At 63.3% G+C, this 14,659-nt stretch carries 14 protein-coding genes and 1 pseudogene; 14 read left to right on the top strand and 1 reads right to left on the bottom strand.

What is annotated here, in order from left to right; genetic code table 11:
* Positions 1 to 8: 8 nt before the first annotated feature.
* On the bottom strand, positions 9 to 935 hold the full coding sequence (locus AC4FWB_RS00655; RefSeq protein WP_491023871.1) for a LysR family transcriptional regulator: 927 nt from the start codon (positions 933 to 935) through the stop codon (positions 9 to 11).
* Between the two features lie 121 nt (positions 936 to 1,056).
* On the opposite strand from AC4FWB_RS00655, the gene AC4FWB_RS00660 reads away from it, so the two are divergent.
* From AC4FWB_RS00660 to lpxB, 14 genes and pseudogenes are all read left to right on the top strand, one after another.
* A complete protein-coding gene (locus AC4FWB_RS00660) occupies positions 1,057 to 1,485 on the top strand; it encodes a nuclear transport factor 2 family protein (RefSeq protein WP_491023872.1) in 429 nt (142 codons plus the stop codon).
* A gap of 68 nt (positions 1,486 to 1,553) precedes the next feature.
* Positions 1,554 to 2,081 (top strand): nuclear transport factor 2 family protein, encoded by a 528-nt coding sequence (locus AC4FWB_RS00665; RefSeq protein WP_491023873.1) that lies wholly within the window; start codon positions 1,554 to 1,556, stop codon positions 2,079 to 2,081.
* A gap of 28 nt (positions 2,082 to 2,109) precedes the next feature.
* Positions 2,110 to 3,219, top strand: a complete 1,110-nt coding sequence (locus AC4FWB_RS00670; protein WP_491023874.1) for an aldo/keto reductase — start codon at positions 2,110 to 2,112, stop codon at positions 3,217 to 3,219.
* Positions 3,220 to 3,367: 148 nt separating this feature from the next.
* Entirely contained in the window at positions 3,368 to 4,090 is a 723-nt protein-coding gene (gene pyrH / locus AC4FWB_RS00675) for a UMP kinase (RefSeq protein WP_059188649.1), read from the top strand.
* 89 nt (positions 4,091 to 4,179) lie between these two features.
* Positions 4,180 to 4,734: a ribosome recycling factor gene (gene frr / locus AC4FWB_RS00680; protein WP_491023876.1), complete on the top strand. Its 555-nt coding sequence runs from the start codon at positions 4,180 to 4,182 to the stop codon at positions 4,732 to 4,734.
* Between the two features lie 20 nt (positions 4,735 to 4,754).
* A pseudogene (locus tag AC4FWB_RS00685) lies at positions 4,755 to 5,486 on the top strand (isoprenyl transferase); the annotation flags it as partial.
* Positions 5,487 to 5,498: 12 nt separating this feature from the next.
* On the top strand, positions 5,499 to 6,314 hold the full coding sequence (locus AC4FWB_RS00690; protein ID WP_491023877.1) for a phosphatidate cytidylyltransferase: 816 nt from the start codon (positions 5,499 to 5,501) through the stop codon (positions 6,312 to 6,314).
* 102 nt (positions 6,315 to 6,416) lie between these two features.
* Positions 6,417 to 7,559 carry an RIP metalloprotease RseP gene (gene rseP / locus AC4FWB_RS00695; protein WP_491023878.1) on the top strand — a complete coding sequence of 381 codons (1,143 nt, stop codon included), beginning with the start codon at positions 6,417 to 6,419 and terminating at the stop codon, positions 7,557 to 7,559.
* Between the two features lie 218 nt (positions 7,560 to 7,777).
* Positions 7,778 to 10,150, top strand: coding sequence for an outer membrane protein assembly factor BamA (bamA, locus tag AC4FWB_RS00700; RefSeq protein ID WP_491023879.1), 2,373 nt, complete (start codon positions 7,778 to 7,780; stop codon positions 10,148 to 10,150).
* Between the two features lie 78 nt (positions 10,151 to 10,228).
* A complete protein-coding gene (lpxD, locus tag AC4FWB_RS00705; RefSeq protein ID WP_491023880.1) occupies positions 10,229 to 11,284 on the top strand; it encodes a UDP-3-O-(3-hydroxymyristoyl)glucosamine N-acyltransferase in 1,056 nt (351 codons plus the stop codon).
* Positions 11,277 to 11,735, top strand: coding sequence for a 3-hydroxyacyl-ACP dehydratase FabZ (gene fabZ / locus AC4FWB_RS00710; protein ID WP_491023881.1), 459 nt, complete (start codon positions 11,277 to 11,279; stop codon positions 11,733 to 11,735). The genes lpxD and fabZ overlap by 8 nt, the downstream gene beginning before the upstream one ends.
* Positions 11,736 to 11,754: 19 nt before the next feature.
* Positions 11,755 to 12,591, top strand: a complete 837-nt coding sequence (gene lpxA / locus AC4FWB_RS00715; RefSeq protein WP_491023882.1) for an acyl-ACP--UDP-N-acetylglucosamine O-acyltransferase — start codon at positions 11,755 to 11,757, stop codon at positions 12,589 to 12,591.
* Complete coding sequence (locus tag AC4FWB_RS00720) at positions 12,563 to 13,480, top strand: LpxI family protein (RefSeq protein WP_491023883.1); 918 nt, start codon at positions 12,563 to 12,565, stop codon at positions 13,478 to 13,480. Before lpxA ends, AC4FWB_RS00720 begins: the two co-directional genes overlap by 29 nt.
* Positions 13,470 to 14,657 (top strand): lipid-A-disaccharide synthase, encoded by a 1,188-nt coding sequence (gene lpxB, locus AC4FWB_RS00725; RefSeq protein ID WP_491023884.1) that lies wholly within the window; start codon positions 13,470 to 13,472, stop codon positions 14,655 to 14,657. The genes AC4FWB_RS00720 and lpxB overlap by 11 nt, the downstream gene beginning before the upstream one ends.
* Positions 14,658 to 14,659 lie beyond the last annotated feature (2 nt).

Raw genomic sequence — 14,659 nt, forward strand, 5'->3', positions numbered from 1 at the left:
TAAAGAGCTCAGGCAACTCGGCCGGGTGTCCGCAAGGATGCCCGGCCGATCTCATTTGCGGTATCGATGAAGGCCCTGAGCTTCGGCGCCATTGACGCCCGGCGCGGGAAGTAGAGGAAGAGGCCCGGCTCCTCGATCGCTGCTTTCGGCAGGATCTGGACCAGACGTCCGGCCGCAAGATCGGCGCGCACCAGCGGCTCGAACACATAGGCGAGCCCGACGCCCGCAAGCGCAACATCGATTGCCGCAAGCGAATCGGTGACGACGGCGGTGCCGCGCGTCTCGACCGCGACGTCCTTGCCGTTGTCGTTCAGATCCCAGCGATAGAGCCCGCCCGAGCGGACAAGCCGGTAGCCGATGCAATTGTGCTTGGCGAGGTCTGCCACGTCGCGCGGACGGCCGTGCTTTCCGATATAGGCAGGCGAGGCAACGACCACGGCCTTGAAGGGCGGCGTCAGCCGCACGGTGATCATGTCCTGCGCGATCATCTCGCCCAGTCGGATGCCGGCATCGAAACCCTCGCCGACGATATCGACCAGGCCCTGCTCGGCGAAGACCTCGACCGTCACATCCGGATAGCGCTCGGCCATGGCCGCGACCACGGGCGTCACCGCCAAGGGGATCGCGATGTTGGAGGCATTGATCCTGAGCAGGCCGGAGGGCCGGCCCTTGACGCCGCGGATGCGATCCATGCGTTCGGCGATGTCCTGAAGGGCAGGGGCGGCCGTCTCGACCAGCGCCTTGCCGGCTTCGGTCAGCGAAACGCTGCGCGTCGTGCGCGCAAACAGCGGCTGGCCGATACGCTCTTCCACCAGCCGCACCGCGTGACTGACGGCCGACGGGCTCATGCCGAGCTCGGCCGCGGCGAGCGCAAAGCCGCCGCGCCGCGCCACGGCGACGACAACAGGCAGATGCGTGAGCAGATCGCGGTCCATTCATGAACGATATCGCATAGTCCATGCAGATCATGCAACCTTATCGAGCGGGCAAAAGAGGTGCATCTAAGCAGGCATCGAACGGCAACCAACGTGGCAACCAACGGGCAGGAGACCTCCGATGACCGATCTTCATTCCAATCAGGCTCGCAACCTTGAGACGGTTCGCCGTTTCTTCGATCTGATGCATCGCAAGGATATCGATAGTTGGGGCGAGCTTTGGGCCGATAACGGGCGGATCATCGTCTTCTATCCGCCGGCGGGATTTGGCGACAGCATTGACGGCAAGGCCGCCATCCTGGCCGCCTTCAAAGGATTGTTCGGCAATTTCGAATCCTTCGAATCCCAGCTGACAGCCATCTATCCGGCAGCCGACTCTGAAGCTGTGGTGGTAGAATACCGAAACCGTGCCGTGATCGTGGGCGGCACCGAATACACCAACAGCAACATTGCGGTCTTCCGGTTCGAGAACGGCCTGATCAGCGCCTATCACGACTATTTCGATCCGCGCCGGTTCCAGGTTGTGGTCGACGCGCTGGCGAAGGGCTGAAGGCAAACCCTGCCGTGCCGACAAATCATCCATCCGTTTGCAGACCTATCCACACAAGGAGAAGAGACATGAATGCGTTGAGACATGTGACTTTCGCGGCAGGATTGGCGCTGGCGCCCGTCGATGCCGGCGGAGCCGAACCAACGGGCTGGCAAGCGCTCGCCGACGAGCGTGCCGTCATCCGCATCGCGGATGCCATCGACCGCGCCGTCGATGCGCAGGACTGGAAGCTTGCCCGCAGCTATTTCGCGGATCGCGTCACCGCCGACTTCAGCAGCCTTTCCGGACAGCCTGCGACCAACATCGCCTCCGACGATCTGATCGGCGCCTGGGCGGCCAACCTCAAGGGCAGCAAGACCAGCCTGCATTTGCGCACCAACCATCAGGTCGTCATCAAGGCCGACGCCGCGACCGTCCGTTCCAACGGCTATGCCTGGAACCGGATGGAGGGCAATGGCGATCCGCTCTGGGAAGTGTGGGGCACCTATGAGCACCACCTGATCCGCTCCGGCGCCGGCTGGGAGGTCGACGGCTTCACCTTCCGCATGACGTATGAGCGCGGCAATCCCTGGGTGAAAACGACTCCTGGTCAATAAGCCCACATCAACACGATCGGAGAACATCATGAGCATGACATATTACACGCTCGGCAACAGCGGTCTGCGCGTCAGCCGGCTGGCGTTGGGCACCATGACCTTCGGCACCGAATGGGGCTGGGGCGCTGACAGGGATACCGCCCGCGCCATGTTCGATGCCTATGTCGAGGCCGGCGGCAATTTCTTCGACACCGCCGATCTCTACACCGGCGGCATCGCCGAGACCTGGCTCGGCGAATTCGTCGCCGAGCGCGGCTTACGCGACAAGGCGGTGATCGCCACCAAATTCACCTTCAACTCAGATCCCGGCAATCCGAATGCCGGCGGCAATGGCCGCAAGAACATCATGCGCGCCGTGGACGCTTCACTGAAGCGGCTCGGGACCGACTATATCGACCTCTATCTCATGCATGTGTGGGACCGGCTGACGCCGGCCGAGGAGGTGCTGCGCACGCTCGACGATCTGGTGCGCGCGGGCAAGGTGCGCCATATCGGCCTTTCCGACGTGCCGGCCTGGTACGCAGGCCGGGCGCAGGCGATCGCCGAACTGCGCGGCTACGAGCCGATCTCGGCGCTCCAGCTCGAATATTCGCTGACTGAGCGCACGATCGAGCACGAATTCGTGCCTTTGGCGACACGACACGGCGCCGGCATCATGGTCTGGAGCCCGCTGGCCAGCGGGCTGCTGAGCGGCAAATACCGTCCGACACAGGCCGGGAACGCCGGCCGACTCGACGGTTTCCGCAACACCACGCATCCGGGTTTCCAGAAATTCAGCGACCGCAACTGGACGATCGTGGCGGAGCTCGAGAAGGTTGCCGCCGAACTCGACCGCAGCATGGCTGAGGTGGCGCTTAACTGGGTTGCGACGCAGCCCGGCGTCGCAACCGTCATCCTCGGCGCGACGAAGCTCGCGCAATTGCAGGACAACCTCGCGGCGCTGGATTTCGAAATTCCCGCCGCACTTCGCCAGCGGCTGGAAACGGTCAGCAGCGTTCCGGCGCCATTTCCTCATCCGTATTTCGGCTCGCAGATTCAGGTCAGGGTCACAGGCGGCGCCGTGACCGGCGACAAGCCTTCCGGCTATTCGCCGCCGGTCCTGGTCGAAGGCGAGGCGGTCAGCGTCAGCAGCAACTGATCGAAAAAGCCTGGGATTTTGCGCAAGGGCGCGGCGTGACATCGCCGCGCCCTTCGTGTATCGGGTCGATCCATCATGCCAGCGCCGCCAGGCGAAGCGGGGCAGCTTCGCCTCCAGATTTGCCGCGCCAAGATTTTCGAGGAACCAGATGACGGTGAAGCCCCTCTATCGACGTGTCTTGCTGAAAGCTTCAGGCGAAGCGTTGATGGGAGAACAGCATTTCGGCATCGACGTTTCGGTCGTCGACCGCATCGCCGCCGACATTGCCGAAGCCCGCGCGCTCGGCATCGAAGTCGGCGTCGTCATCGGCGGCGGCAACATCTTCCGCGGTGTGGCCGTCGCTTCCAAGGGCGGCGACCGCGTCACCGGCGACCATATGGGCATGTTGGCCACCGTCATCAATTCGCTGGCGCTGCGCACCTCGCTGAACAAGATCGGCGTCGACGCCGTGGTGCTTTCGGCCATCGCCATGCCCGAGCTCTGCGAGAGCTTCTCGCAGCGCCAGGCGACCGCCTATATGAATCAGGGCAAGGTGGTGATTTTCGCCGGCGGCACCGGCAATCCGTTCTTTACCACCGATTCGGCCGCGGCCCTTCGCGCCGCCGAAATCGGCGCGGACGCCCTGTTCAAGGGCACGCAGGTCGACGGCGTCTATTCGGCCGACCCCAAGAAGGATCCGAACGCGGTGCGCTTCGATCGCATAAGTCATGCCGAAGTCATCAAACGCGGGCTTACGATCATGGATACGGCCGCAATTGCACTTGCGCGCGAAAACAACATTCCGATAATCGTCTATTCGATCCACGAAAAGGGTGGTTTCGGCGAAATTCTCAGGGGCGGCGGCCGTTGCACGATCGTCGCTGATAACTGATCGGATCAGAACCGGCTAAACGAACGTTGGTTCCGGATGGGAACCTGAACACAAACAGTGAACCCGGCGAACGGGTCGAGGAGATGATCATGAGTGGCGAGTATGACGACCTCAAGCGGCGCATGGACGGGGCGATCTCGGCCTTCAAGCACGATCTCGCTTCGCTGCGCACCGGCCGCGCTTCCAGCAACCTGCTCGACGCGGTCCAGGTCCAGGCCTACGGCACGGCGATGCCGATCAACCAGGTGGCCAATGTGACGGTGCCGGAGCCGCGCATGATTTCGGTCTCGGTCTGGGACAAGTCGATGGTCAGCGCCGTCGACCGCGCTATCCGCGAAGCCAATCTCGGCTTCAATCCGATCGTCGACGGCACCAATCTCAGGATTCCGCTGCCCGAGCTCAACGAGCAGCGCCGCAAGGAACTGGTCAAGATTTCGCATGGATATGCCGAGAACGCCCGCGTCGCCGTGCGCCACGTTCGCCGCGACGGCATGGACTTCCTAAAAAAGGCTGAAAAGGATGGCACAATCAGCGAAGACGATCATCGCAAGCGCTCCGACCAGGTTCAGAAGCTGACCGACGAGATGATCAGCACCATCGATCACCTGCTTTCCGATAAGGAAGCGGAAATCATGCAGGTTTAGGGTCGGCTTCTCACCGGCTCGAAAGCGAGACCATGGCAACGCCCTCGCATGTCGCGATCATCATGGATGGAAATGGACGCTGGGCCAAGGCGCGCGGCATGCCGAGGCTTGCCGGCCATCGGGCCGGCGTCGAGGCCTTGCGCAAGACGGTGCGCGCCGCGCCCGAACTCGGCATCTCCTATCTGACGGTCTATGCCTTCTCCTCGGAAAACTGGTCGCGGCCGAAATCCGAAGTCAGCGACCTGATGGGTCTCTTGAAGCTCTTCATCCGCCGCGATCTCGCCGAACTGCACCAGAATGGCGTGCGGGTGAGGGTGATCGGCGACAGGGAGGGGCTGCAGCCCGACATCAGGGGCCTGCTGCAGGAGGCCGAATCGCTGACCGCGGGCAACCAGGCGCTGACGCTGGTCATCGCCTTCAACTATGGCGGCCGCGACGAGATCGTGCGCGCTGCGCGCAAGTTCGCCGATGCCGTGGCACGCGGCGAAATGACAAGCGACGCGATCACGATGGAGAGCTTTGCCGGTTCGCTCGACACCGACGGCATTCCCGATCCCGACCTGGTGATCCGCACCAGCGGCGAGCTCCGGCTGTCGAACTTCCTTTTGTGGCAGGCGGCCTACAGCGAGCTCGTCTTCCTGCCTTGCTACTGGCCGGACTTCAGCCGGGAGCATCTCGCCGACGCCCTGCGGGACTTTGCCGGCCGCGAGCGCCGTTTCGGCGGGCTCGCTGCCCGCGACGTCGCCTCCTAGGCTCCGTCCAAAATGAGCAATCTCCAGCAGCGCGTCATCTCGGCCATCGTGATGGCGGGCGTCACGCTCGCGCTCACCTGGCTCGGCGGGCTGCCGTTCCGCCTGTTCTGCGCGGCGATCGCGGCACTGATCTTCTACGAATGGACCCGCATGTCGCGCCCCGGGAACGGCGCGGCGCTCGGCTTTCTGCCGGAAGCGCTGATTCTGGTCTTCATCGGCGCGCTGATTGCCGGCCTGCCGGCCTTGTGGCTGCTGGTCCTTATCGCGATCCTTGTCGCAGTTGCTGTCATCGCCGCGCGCATTCGGGGTGGGGCGCAGTGGGAAGCCTGCGGGCTGGCCTATGCGGCTCTGTCCGGCCTTTCGCTCGCCTATCTGCGCGATGACAACCATTCAGGGCTGATCGCCATTCTCTTCCTGTTCGCGGTGGTCTGGGCGACCGACATAGCGGCTTATTTCGTCGGCCGCGCGGTCGGCGGCCCGAAGCTCGCGCCCTCGATCTCGCCCGGCAAGACGCAGAGCGGCGCGCTTGGCGGCGCCGTCGGCGGCATGATCGCCGGATTGCTGCTGGCAATCGTCAGCGGGGCCGGCAACCTCGTGCAGCTCGGATTCGTCGCCCTGGCGCTCTCGATCGTCTCGCAGATCGGCGACCTGTTCGAATCCTGGGTCAAGCGCCGGCACGGCTGCAAGGATTCGAGCAATCTGATTCCCGGCCATGGCGGCGTCATGGACAGGGTCGATGGGCTTGTCGCGGCGGCCTTTGCCCTGTACGTCATCGGTTGGATTGCGGCGGGCGCCGACCATCCGGCAATGGGGCTGTTTCCAAACTGAAGGCGTCGCCACTGGGCGAAAAACGACGCGTGCCACGGATTCGCCCGGATTGATGCCACAGTCGCGGCGGACTGTCGCGCTGGGCGAATTTGAGGGCATGACTTGAACGACATTCTTCACGCGCTCTTCAGCACTCAAGGCTTTGTCCTTGGCACCCTGGTGCCGTTCCTGTTCGTGCTCACCGTCGTGGTGTTCGTCCATGAGATGGGCCACTACCTGATCGGCCGCTGGTGCGGCATCGGCGTTAAGGCGTTTTCGATCGGCTTCGGGCCGGAACTCTTCGGCTTCAACGACCGCCACGGCACGCGCTGGAAGCTTTGCGCGATCCCGCTTGGCGGCTATGTCAAATTCGTCGGCGACATGAACGCGACGTCGAGCCAGCCGAGCGCCGAAGACCTCGAATCGCTGACCGAGGCCGAGCGCGCGGTCGCCTTCCACACCCAGCCGATCTGGAAGCGCGCGGCGACTGTCGTTGCCGGACCGCTGTTCAATTTCCTGCTGACGATCGCCGTGTTCGCGGTGCTGTTTTCGCTCTACGGCCGTCCGGTCATGGAGCCGACCGTGGCCGAAGTCACTGCCGGCAGCCCCGCGGCGCGGGCAGGCATCCAGCCGGGCGACCGATTCGTCAGGGTTGACGGCAACAAGGTCGAGACCTTCGCCGATGTTCAGCGCCTGGTCTCGGGCCGCGCCGGCGACGCCATCACATTCACCATGCTGCGCGACGGCAAGGAACTCACCGTCACGGCGACGCCGGAGCCGATGGAACAGCAGGATGCGCTGGGCAACAAGGTCAAGGTAGCGATCATCGGCGTCGCCAACAATGCCGAGCTCGGGCAGCCGCGGCTGATCTCCTATACGCCCGCGGGCGCGCTGGCGGCGGCCGTCGAGGAAACCGGGCATGTCATCGAGCGCACCGGCCAGTTCCTGAAGCGGTTTGTCGTCGGGCGCGAGGACAAATGCCAGTTGGGCGGACCGATCAAGATCGCAAAAATGTCGGGACAGGCTGCCAAACTAGGCTTCGAGTGGCTGGTGCAGCTTGTTGCATTCCTGTCAGTCGGGATAGGGATTCTCAATCTTCTGCCGATTCCCCCTCTCGACGGCGGCCACCTCTTGTTCTACGGCGTGGAGGCCGTCATAAGGCGGCCCGTGTCGGAGCGGATGATGGAGATGGCCTACCGGGCCGGTCTTCTTCTGGTGCTCGGGTTCATGGGCTTCGTTTTTTGGAATGATCTGTTTGGGTGCTGAAATCATGAAGGAATTTGGCTTCGGCTCCGACCATATTGAGACGCCGTTTACCATGCGTGGGGATATGCGTGACGCGAAAGCCACGCATCAGGGTTAAGTAAATACAAATTAACCGGGAGCCTTGCGTGTAGGGAAAATCCGGTTAATACGGTAAGGGAAAATACCGCACGTCCGGTTTTCTCGCCGTGGGGACTACGAGAAAAAGGTACAAAAGCCCGATGAAGGCAGCATCCAAGTTTCTGAGCGCCGCGTCCGCGGCGGCTTTGTCCGCCGCGCTGGTTTTGCCAGGCGCGCTCGCAGTGCAGTTCGTTGCCACATCGGTAGCCGAAGCAGCAGTCGTCAGCAGGGTCGAGGTCAGCGGCAACCAGCGTGTCGATGCCGAAACCATCCGCAATTACATTTCGATCAAGCCCGGCAAGGCGTTCTCAAGCGCCGACATCGACAGCGCCGTGAAAGCCCTGTTCGGCACCGGGCTGTTCTCGGACGTCCAGATCAACCAGGTCGGCTCGACCCTGGTCGTGAAAGTTTCCGAATACAAGGTCGTCAATCAGGTCCTGTTCCAGGGCAACAAGAAGCTCAAGGACAACGCCCTTCAGGCGGCCATCCAGCTGAAGCCGCGCGCGACCTTCTCGCAGCAGGCGCTCGATGCCGATGTCGAGGCGGTCAAGGCTGCCTATCGGCGCATCGGTCGCGACGACGCCGCCGTGACCACCCAGATCATGGATCTCGGCGACAATCGCGTGAACGTGGTCTTCAACATCAACGAAGGCGCGCGCACGCAGATCGCGGCCATCAACTTCGTCGGCAACAGCGCCTATTCGAGCCGCCGCCTGTCGGACGTGATCAACACCAAGCGTTCGACCTGGCTTTCGTTCGTGCTGCGCGACGACGTCTATGACGAGGACAAGCTGCGCGCCGACCAGGAGTTGCTACGCCGCTTCTACTACAATCACGGCTATGCCGACTTCCAGGTTGTCTCGGCCGTCGGCGAGTTGGATGAAGCCACCAACAAATACACGGTCACGATCACCGTGCAGGAAGGCGAGCGCTACACCTTCGGCGACATCAGCGTCGAGAGCACGATCCCCGAGGTCGACTCCAAGTCGCTGGAATCGGTGGTCGAGACTCACAAGGGCGATGTCTACAACGCCAAGGACGTCGAGGACACGATCGTCGCGCTCACCGAAAAGGTCGCGGGTTCGGGCTATGCTTTTGCCCAGGTAACGCCACGCGGCGACCGCAATTTCGAGAATCACACGATCTCGGTTGTCTACACCATCGACCAGGGCACCAAGGCCTATATCGAGCGCATCGAAATCCGCGGCAACGACCGCACGCGCGACTATGTCATCCGCCGCGAGTTCGATGTCAGCGAAGGCGACGCCTTCAACCAGGTTCTCATCCAGCGCGCGAAGAAGCGGCTGGAAGCGCTGGATTATTTTGAGAAAGTCGATATCTCGACCGTTCCCGGATCGGCTCCCGACCAGGTCGTCCTGGTGGTTGACGTGGTCGAGAAGTCGACCGGCGAGTTCTCGGTCGGCGCCGGCTATTCGACCGGCGGCGAAACGCCCGGTCCGTCCGTCGAAGGCTCGATCACCGAGCGCAACTTCCTCGGCCGGGGCCAGTACATCAAGGTGTCGGCCGGCGGCGGCAGGCACTCGCGCGACTACGCTCTCTCGTTCACGGAGCCATATTTCCTCGGTCGGCGCATCGCGGCTGGGTTCGACATCTACAAGTCGACCAGAGAATATAGCCACTACGACAGTGACGTGACGGGCGCGACCATCCGCTTCGGCCTGCCGATCACCGACAATATCTCGACGCAGCTGGCGTATAATATCTCGCAGGAGAAATATAAGCTTGACGACAGTTGTGATACCAATGGTGACGGCATTCCCGATGGCAGCTGCGATGTTTCGCAGGCGATTCTCGATGGCATAGCTGAGAGCCCATGGGTCAAGTCGTCAGTCAGCCTCGGTTTGGTCTACAACACCATCGACGACATGAAGAACCCGCATGAGGGTCTCTACATCACCGGCACGACCGAGGTCGCAGGTCTCGGCGGTGACGCCAAGTTCGTGAAACTCACCGGGCGGGCAAGTGTCTACCAGACCTTGTCCGAACAGCTCGACCTAGTCGGCCTGGTATCGGGCGGTGCCGGCTATGTCGCGGGCTATGGCAACGGCGATCTTCGCATCTTCGATCACTTCCAGAGCAACGACCGCATGATCCGCGGTTTCGCTTATGGCGGCATCGGTCCGATCGCCAACGACACCAGCGGCGACCATCTCGGCGGCACGACCTATTTCAATGCCTCGGCGGAAGCCCAGTTCCCGCTGCCGGTCATTCCGGAGAGCTTCGGCTTGCGCGGCGCGGTGTTTGCCGACGCGGCAACGCTCTATGGCAGCAAGCTTGATCCGACCTTGGTAAAGGCGGGATCGGCTGACATGCATTTGCGTGCTTCGGTCGGTGTCGGCCTGATGTGGGCTTCGCCGTTCGGCCCGATCCGCATCGACTATGCGATTCCGGTCGAGAAGCAGCCGGGCGACGACGTGCAGGAATTCAATTTCGGCATTGCGACCCGTTTCTAATCCGCGGGTTACGATGTTTCCGGGCCGCCTGACGGCCCGGAAGAGACTGATCCGACCGAGCTGGATATTATTTGTGGAATGACCGATCCGGTGTTCTTCGCGCCTTCACGCCGGTATACGGCTGGCGAGGTCGCGAATCTGACCGGCGCCAATCTCGTCGATTCCTCGCAAGCCGATATTGCCATCGAAGCGTTGGCGCCGGCCAATGAGGGCGGCGAGGGTGCGCTGGTCTTCGTCGACGGCAGGCGCAATTTCGCTTTGATGCAGTCGCTCAAGGCGGCTGCCGTCCTGTGTCCCGCCGACTTTGCCAGCCGGGCTCCGCAGGGGATCGCGGTGCTGGTTCATCCGCGCCCGCAGCAGGCCTTCGCCATGGTCGGGCGGCTGCTCTTTCCGCAAGCCGCGACTCCAGGGCCGATGACCGGCGAAACCGGTGTTTCGCCGCAGGCGTATATCGATCCGTCCGCGCATGTCGAAGCCGGTGCGATCGTGGAGGCGGGCGCCGTGATCGGTCCCGGTGCCTCGATTGGCGCAGGCACGGTCATTGCGCCGCATGCCGTCATTGGCCGCTCCTGCAAGATAGGCCGCGACGGCTATGTCGGCCCGGGCGCCAGCATCCAATACGCGCTGATTGGCAACCGCGTCATCATCCATGGCGGCGCAAGGATAGGCCAGGACGGGTTCGGCTTCGTGGCCGGCGCCAAGGGACCCGAGCGCGTTCCGCAGATCGGCCGCGTCATCATCCAGGACGATGTCGAGATCGGCTCCAACTCGACCGTCGATCGCGGCGCAATGTCCGACACCGTCATCGGACAAGGCACCAAGATCGACAATCTGGTGCAGATCGCCCACAATGTTCGCATCGGCCGCAATTGCATTATAGCCGGGCTTTCGGGTATTTCCGGTTCCGTCGTCGTCGGCGACAACGTCACGATGGGTGGCGGTGTCGGCCTCGCCGATCATTTGACCATCGGTCCGGGAGCCAAGCTTGCTGCGAGAAGCGGATTCATGAGCAACGTGCCGGCGGGCGAGGTCTGGGGAGGCTATCCGGCGCAGCCGATGGCGGAAGCCATGCGCGAGATCGCGATGCTGCGCAGGCTGGCCAGGACGCGCAAGCAGGGCGACGGAAATGGCTGACATGGTTGCGACGACACTCGAGGCGGTCGACATAATGGGGCTCATGAAGCTCCTGCCGCACCGCTATCCGTTCCTGATGATCGACCGGATCGTCGATATCGACGGCAACGACTCGGCCGTCGGCATCAAGAACGTCACCATCAACGAGCCGCATTTCCAGGGCCATTTCCCGGAGCACCCGGTGATGCCGGGCGTGCTGATCATCGAGGCGATGGCGCAGACGGCCGGCGCGATCTGCATTCGCAGCCTCAATACGGAAAAGCCATCGCTGGTCTATTTCCTGACCATCGACAACGCGAAATTCCGCAAACCGGTCGGTCCAGGCGACCAGCTCCGGATTCACGTCAAGAAAATCAAGATGCGCGGCAACCTGCTCAAATTCGCCTGCGAGGCCATGGTGGACGGCGCGAAGGCGGCGGAGGCCGAGATCTCGGCCATGGTTGCCGACTGACTGACGGTTCGAAATGCTTATGAAAATCCAGACATCAATCCACCCTTCCGCAATCGTCGAAGATGGCGCCGAAATCGGCGAGGGCGCCCGCATCGGGCCGTTCTGTCATGTCAGCGCCGACGCGGTGATCGGCGACCGTGTCGAAATGGTCAGCCATGTTTCGGTGATGGGCGCGACCACCATTGGTGCCGCGACCAAGGTCTATCCGATGGCGATCCTGGGTGGCCCGCCGCAAAACACAAAGCACAAGGGCGGGCGCACCACGCTGGTCATCGGCGAGAACTGCACCATCCGCGAAGGCGTCACCATGCATCTCGGCACCGATTCCAGCCGTGGCGAGACGACAGTGGGCGACAACGGCAATTTCCTGGCCTATGCCCACATCGCCCACGATTGCGTCGTCGGAAAGAACGCCACTTTCGCCAACGGGGCAACGCTCGGCGGACATTGCGAGATCGGCGACAACGTCTATATCGGCGGCCTAAGCGCCGTTCATCAATTCGTGCGTGTCGGCGACAACGCCTTTCTCGGTGGGTGTTCGGCTTTTGTCGGCGATGTAATCCCCTATGCCATTGCCGTCGGCAATCGTGCCAGCCTGCGCGGCCTGAACATCATCGGTCTGAAGCGCTCCGGCCTGCCGCGCTCTGAAATCTACCTGTTGCGCAAGGCCTACAGGACAATTTTCGACCGCTCCCGCACCGTCGCCGAGAATGTCGAGATCTCCAAGGCGGAATTCGCCTCCTCGCCGACGGCCATGAAGATCATCGACTTCATCACCAGCCGCGGCAAGCGGCACTATGCCGTCCCGTCGCTCAAGGGCGGCGGCGATGATGACAACGGCGATGACGAGGGCTGAGCCCGCCGGATCAGCGCTTGCACTCGCGCCGGGCTCCAGGGTCGGCATCATAGCCGGTGGCGGCAGCCTGCCGGTCGAGGTCGCCGACGGTCTCGCCGCGCACGGCCATCCGCCCTTCATTCTGTTGATGGAAGGCGAGGCTGACCGCAAGCAGCAGCTTAGCCGATACGAGCACGTCACCTTGGCGCTCGAGCAGATCGGCTCGTTGGTGTCGACGTTGAAACGCCACGGCGTCACCCATCTGGTCCTTGCCGGGGAAATCAAGCGCAGGCCAAGGCTGAGCAACATGCGTCCCAGCCTCGGATTGCTGGCGATCGTACCGTCGGTGATCGTCGCTCTGGCGCACGGCGATGACGGGCTTCTGAAGGTTCTGACGCGAGGCCTCGAAAGGCGGGGCATCAAGGTGGTCGGCGCGCACGAGGTCGTTCCCGAACTAACCGCCGGTGAAGGCCCGCTCACGGCAACTGAGCCAAGCAAGTCCGACTGGCGCGATATCGAGGCCGGCCGCGCGGCGGCCAAGGCCATCGGCGCGCTGGATATCGGCCAGGCGGCGATAGCAATCGGCGGCCGGGCCATTGCGCTGGAAGGCATCGAGGGCACTGCCGGCCTGCTGGAGCGGACGAAAGAGCTGCGCCATCACGGCCGGCTCGCCGGAAAGACGCGCGGCGTTCTGGTCAAATGCGCCAAGCCGGGCCAGGAACTGCGCGCCGATCTGCCTTCGATAGGCCCGCAGACGATCGAGGCGGCACATGCCGCAGGGCTTGCCGGCATAGCCGTGGAGGCAGGCCGCTCGCTCATTCTCGAAGGCCCGGCGACACTGGCGCGGGCCAATGCGCTTGGCCTGTTCATCGTCGGTCTCCCAGTAACGGAGCCGGCTGATGGCCGGTGAGAAGCCGCTCAAGATCGCCATCGTCGCCGGCGAGGAATCCGGCGACCTGCTCGGCGCCGACATCGTGCGGGCGTTGGAGAAGACCACCGGCCGCAAGATCCAGCTCGTCGGCACCGGCGGCCGGCATCTGCAGGAAATGGGGCTGACGCCGCTCTTCGATGGCAGCGAGATCGCGCTGATGGGCTTCAGCGCCGTCTTGCGCGACCTGCCGCGGCTGATGCGGCGGATCAGCCAGACGGCCGCCGCGATCGCAGCGGAGCGGCCGGATTGCCTGATCACCATCGACAGCCCCGATTTTTCGTTGCGCGTCGCTAAAAAGGTCCGCGCTGCCGCGCCCGCCATTCCGATCGTCCACTATGTCTGCCCCAGCGTTTGGGCATGGCGGCCGGGCAGGGCGGTGGCGATGAAGCCCTATGTCGATCACATCCTCTGCATCCTGCCTTTCGAGGTGAAGGCGCTTGCCCGGCTTGGCGGACCGCCCGGCACTTATGTCGGCCACCGGCTGACGCAGGATTCGGGCGTGCTTGGCGCCGCAAAGGCCCAAAGCCTGCCGCGGGACCTGTCGGAGGATCGCGTCAAGACGCTGCTCGTTCTGCCGGGCTCGCGCCGCGGCGAGGTGCGCCGGCTGATCGAGCCGTTCGGCAAGGCAGTGTCGGTCCTGCACCAGCGCGGCCATCGGCTGCGGCTGCTGTTGCCGACCGTGCCGCATGTCGCCGACCTGGTCAGAGCTTCGGTCGCGAGTTGGGACGAGAAGCCCGAGATCATCTCCGATGCGGAGCGCAAATGGCAGGCTTTCGGCAAGGCCGATGCGGCTTTGATAGCGTCCGGAACGGTTTCGCTCGAGCTGGCGCTTTCGGGCGTTCCGATGGTGTCCAGCTACAAGCTGGATCCGATCGCGCGCCTCATTTCCCGCTACCTGGTGACCACATGGTCGGCACTGCTGCCCAACCTGATTTCGGACCGCACGCTGGTTCCTGAATTCTACAACCAGTATGTCCGGCCGGAGAACCTGGCGCGTCAGTTGGAGGCCCTGTTTGCCGATACCGGCATGCGCGCCTGGCAGAAGGCGGGCTTCGCCGAGATTGCCAGGCGCATGGCAACCGGGAAACCATCGGGCGAGATCGCCGCCGAGGTGGTGATGGGGTGTATCAGGAAGGGAGTAGTGAGTAGTGAGTAGTG

It is taken from the genome of Mesorhizobium sp. LEGMi-168a (assembly GCF_058312955.1).

What these genes read in the sequence shown, in the direction of transcription:
- pyrH (WP_059188649.1), top strand. Translation starts at nt 3,368, where the DNA reads ATGACGGTGAAGCCCCTCTATCGACGTGTCTTGCTGAAAGCTTCAGGC.
- fabZ (WP_491023881.1), top strand. Translation starts at nt 11,277, where the DNA reads ATGGCTGACATGGTTGCGACGACACTCGAGGCGGTCGACATAATGGGG.
- lpxD (WP_491023880.1), top strand. Translation starts at nt 10,229, where the DNA reads ATGACCGATCCGGTGTTCTTCGCGCCTTCACGCCGGTATACGGCTGGC.
- AC4FWB_RS00655 (WP_491023871.1), bottom strand. Translation starts at nt 935, where the DNA reads ATGGACCGCGATCTGCTCACGCATCTGCCTGTTGTCGTCGCCGTGGCG.
- AC4FWB_RS00665 (WP_491023873.1), top strand. Translation starts at nt 1,554, where the DNA reads ATGAATGCGTTGAGACATGTGACTTTCGCGGCAGGATTGGCGCTGGCG.
- AC4FWB_RS00720 (WP_491023883.1), top strand. Translation starts at nt 12,563, where the DNA reads ATGATGACAACGGCGATGACGAGGGCTGAGCCCGCCGGATCAGCGCTT.
- AC4FWB_RS00690 (WP_491023877.1), top strand. Translation starts at nt 5,499, where the DNA reads ATGAGCAATCTCCAGCAGCGCGTCATCTCGGCCATCGTGATGGCGGGC.
- lpxA (WP_491023882.1), top strand. Translation starts at nt 11,755, where the DNA reads ATGAAAATCCAGACATCAATCCACCCTTCCGCAATCGTCGAAGATGGC.
- frr (WP_491023876.1), top strand. Translation starts at nt 4,180, where the DNA reads ATGAGTGGCGAGTATGACGACCTCAAGCGGCGCATGGACGGGGCGATC.
- bamA (WP_491023879.1), top strand. Translation starts at nt 7,778, where the DNA reads ATGAAGGCAGCATCCAAGTTTCTGAGCGCCGCGTCCGCGGCGGCTTTG.
- lpxB (WP_491023884.1), top strand. Translation starts at nt 13,470, where the DNA reads ATGGCCGGTGAGAAGCCGCTCAAGATCGCCATCGTCGCCGGCGAGGAA.
- AC4FWB_RS00660 (WP_491023872.1), top strand. Translation starts at nt 1,057, where the DNA reads ATGACCGATCTTCATTCCAATCAGGCTCGCAACCTTGAGACGGTTCGC.
- AC4FWB_RS00670 (WP_491023874.1), top strand. Translation starts at nt 2,110, where the DNA reads ATGAGCATGACATATTACACGCTCGGCAACAGCGGTCTGCGCGTCAGC.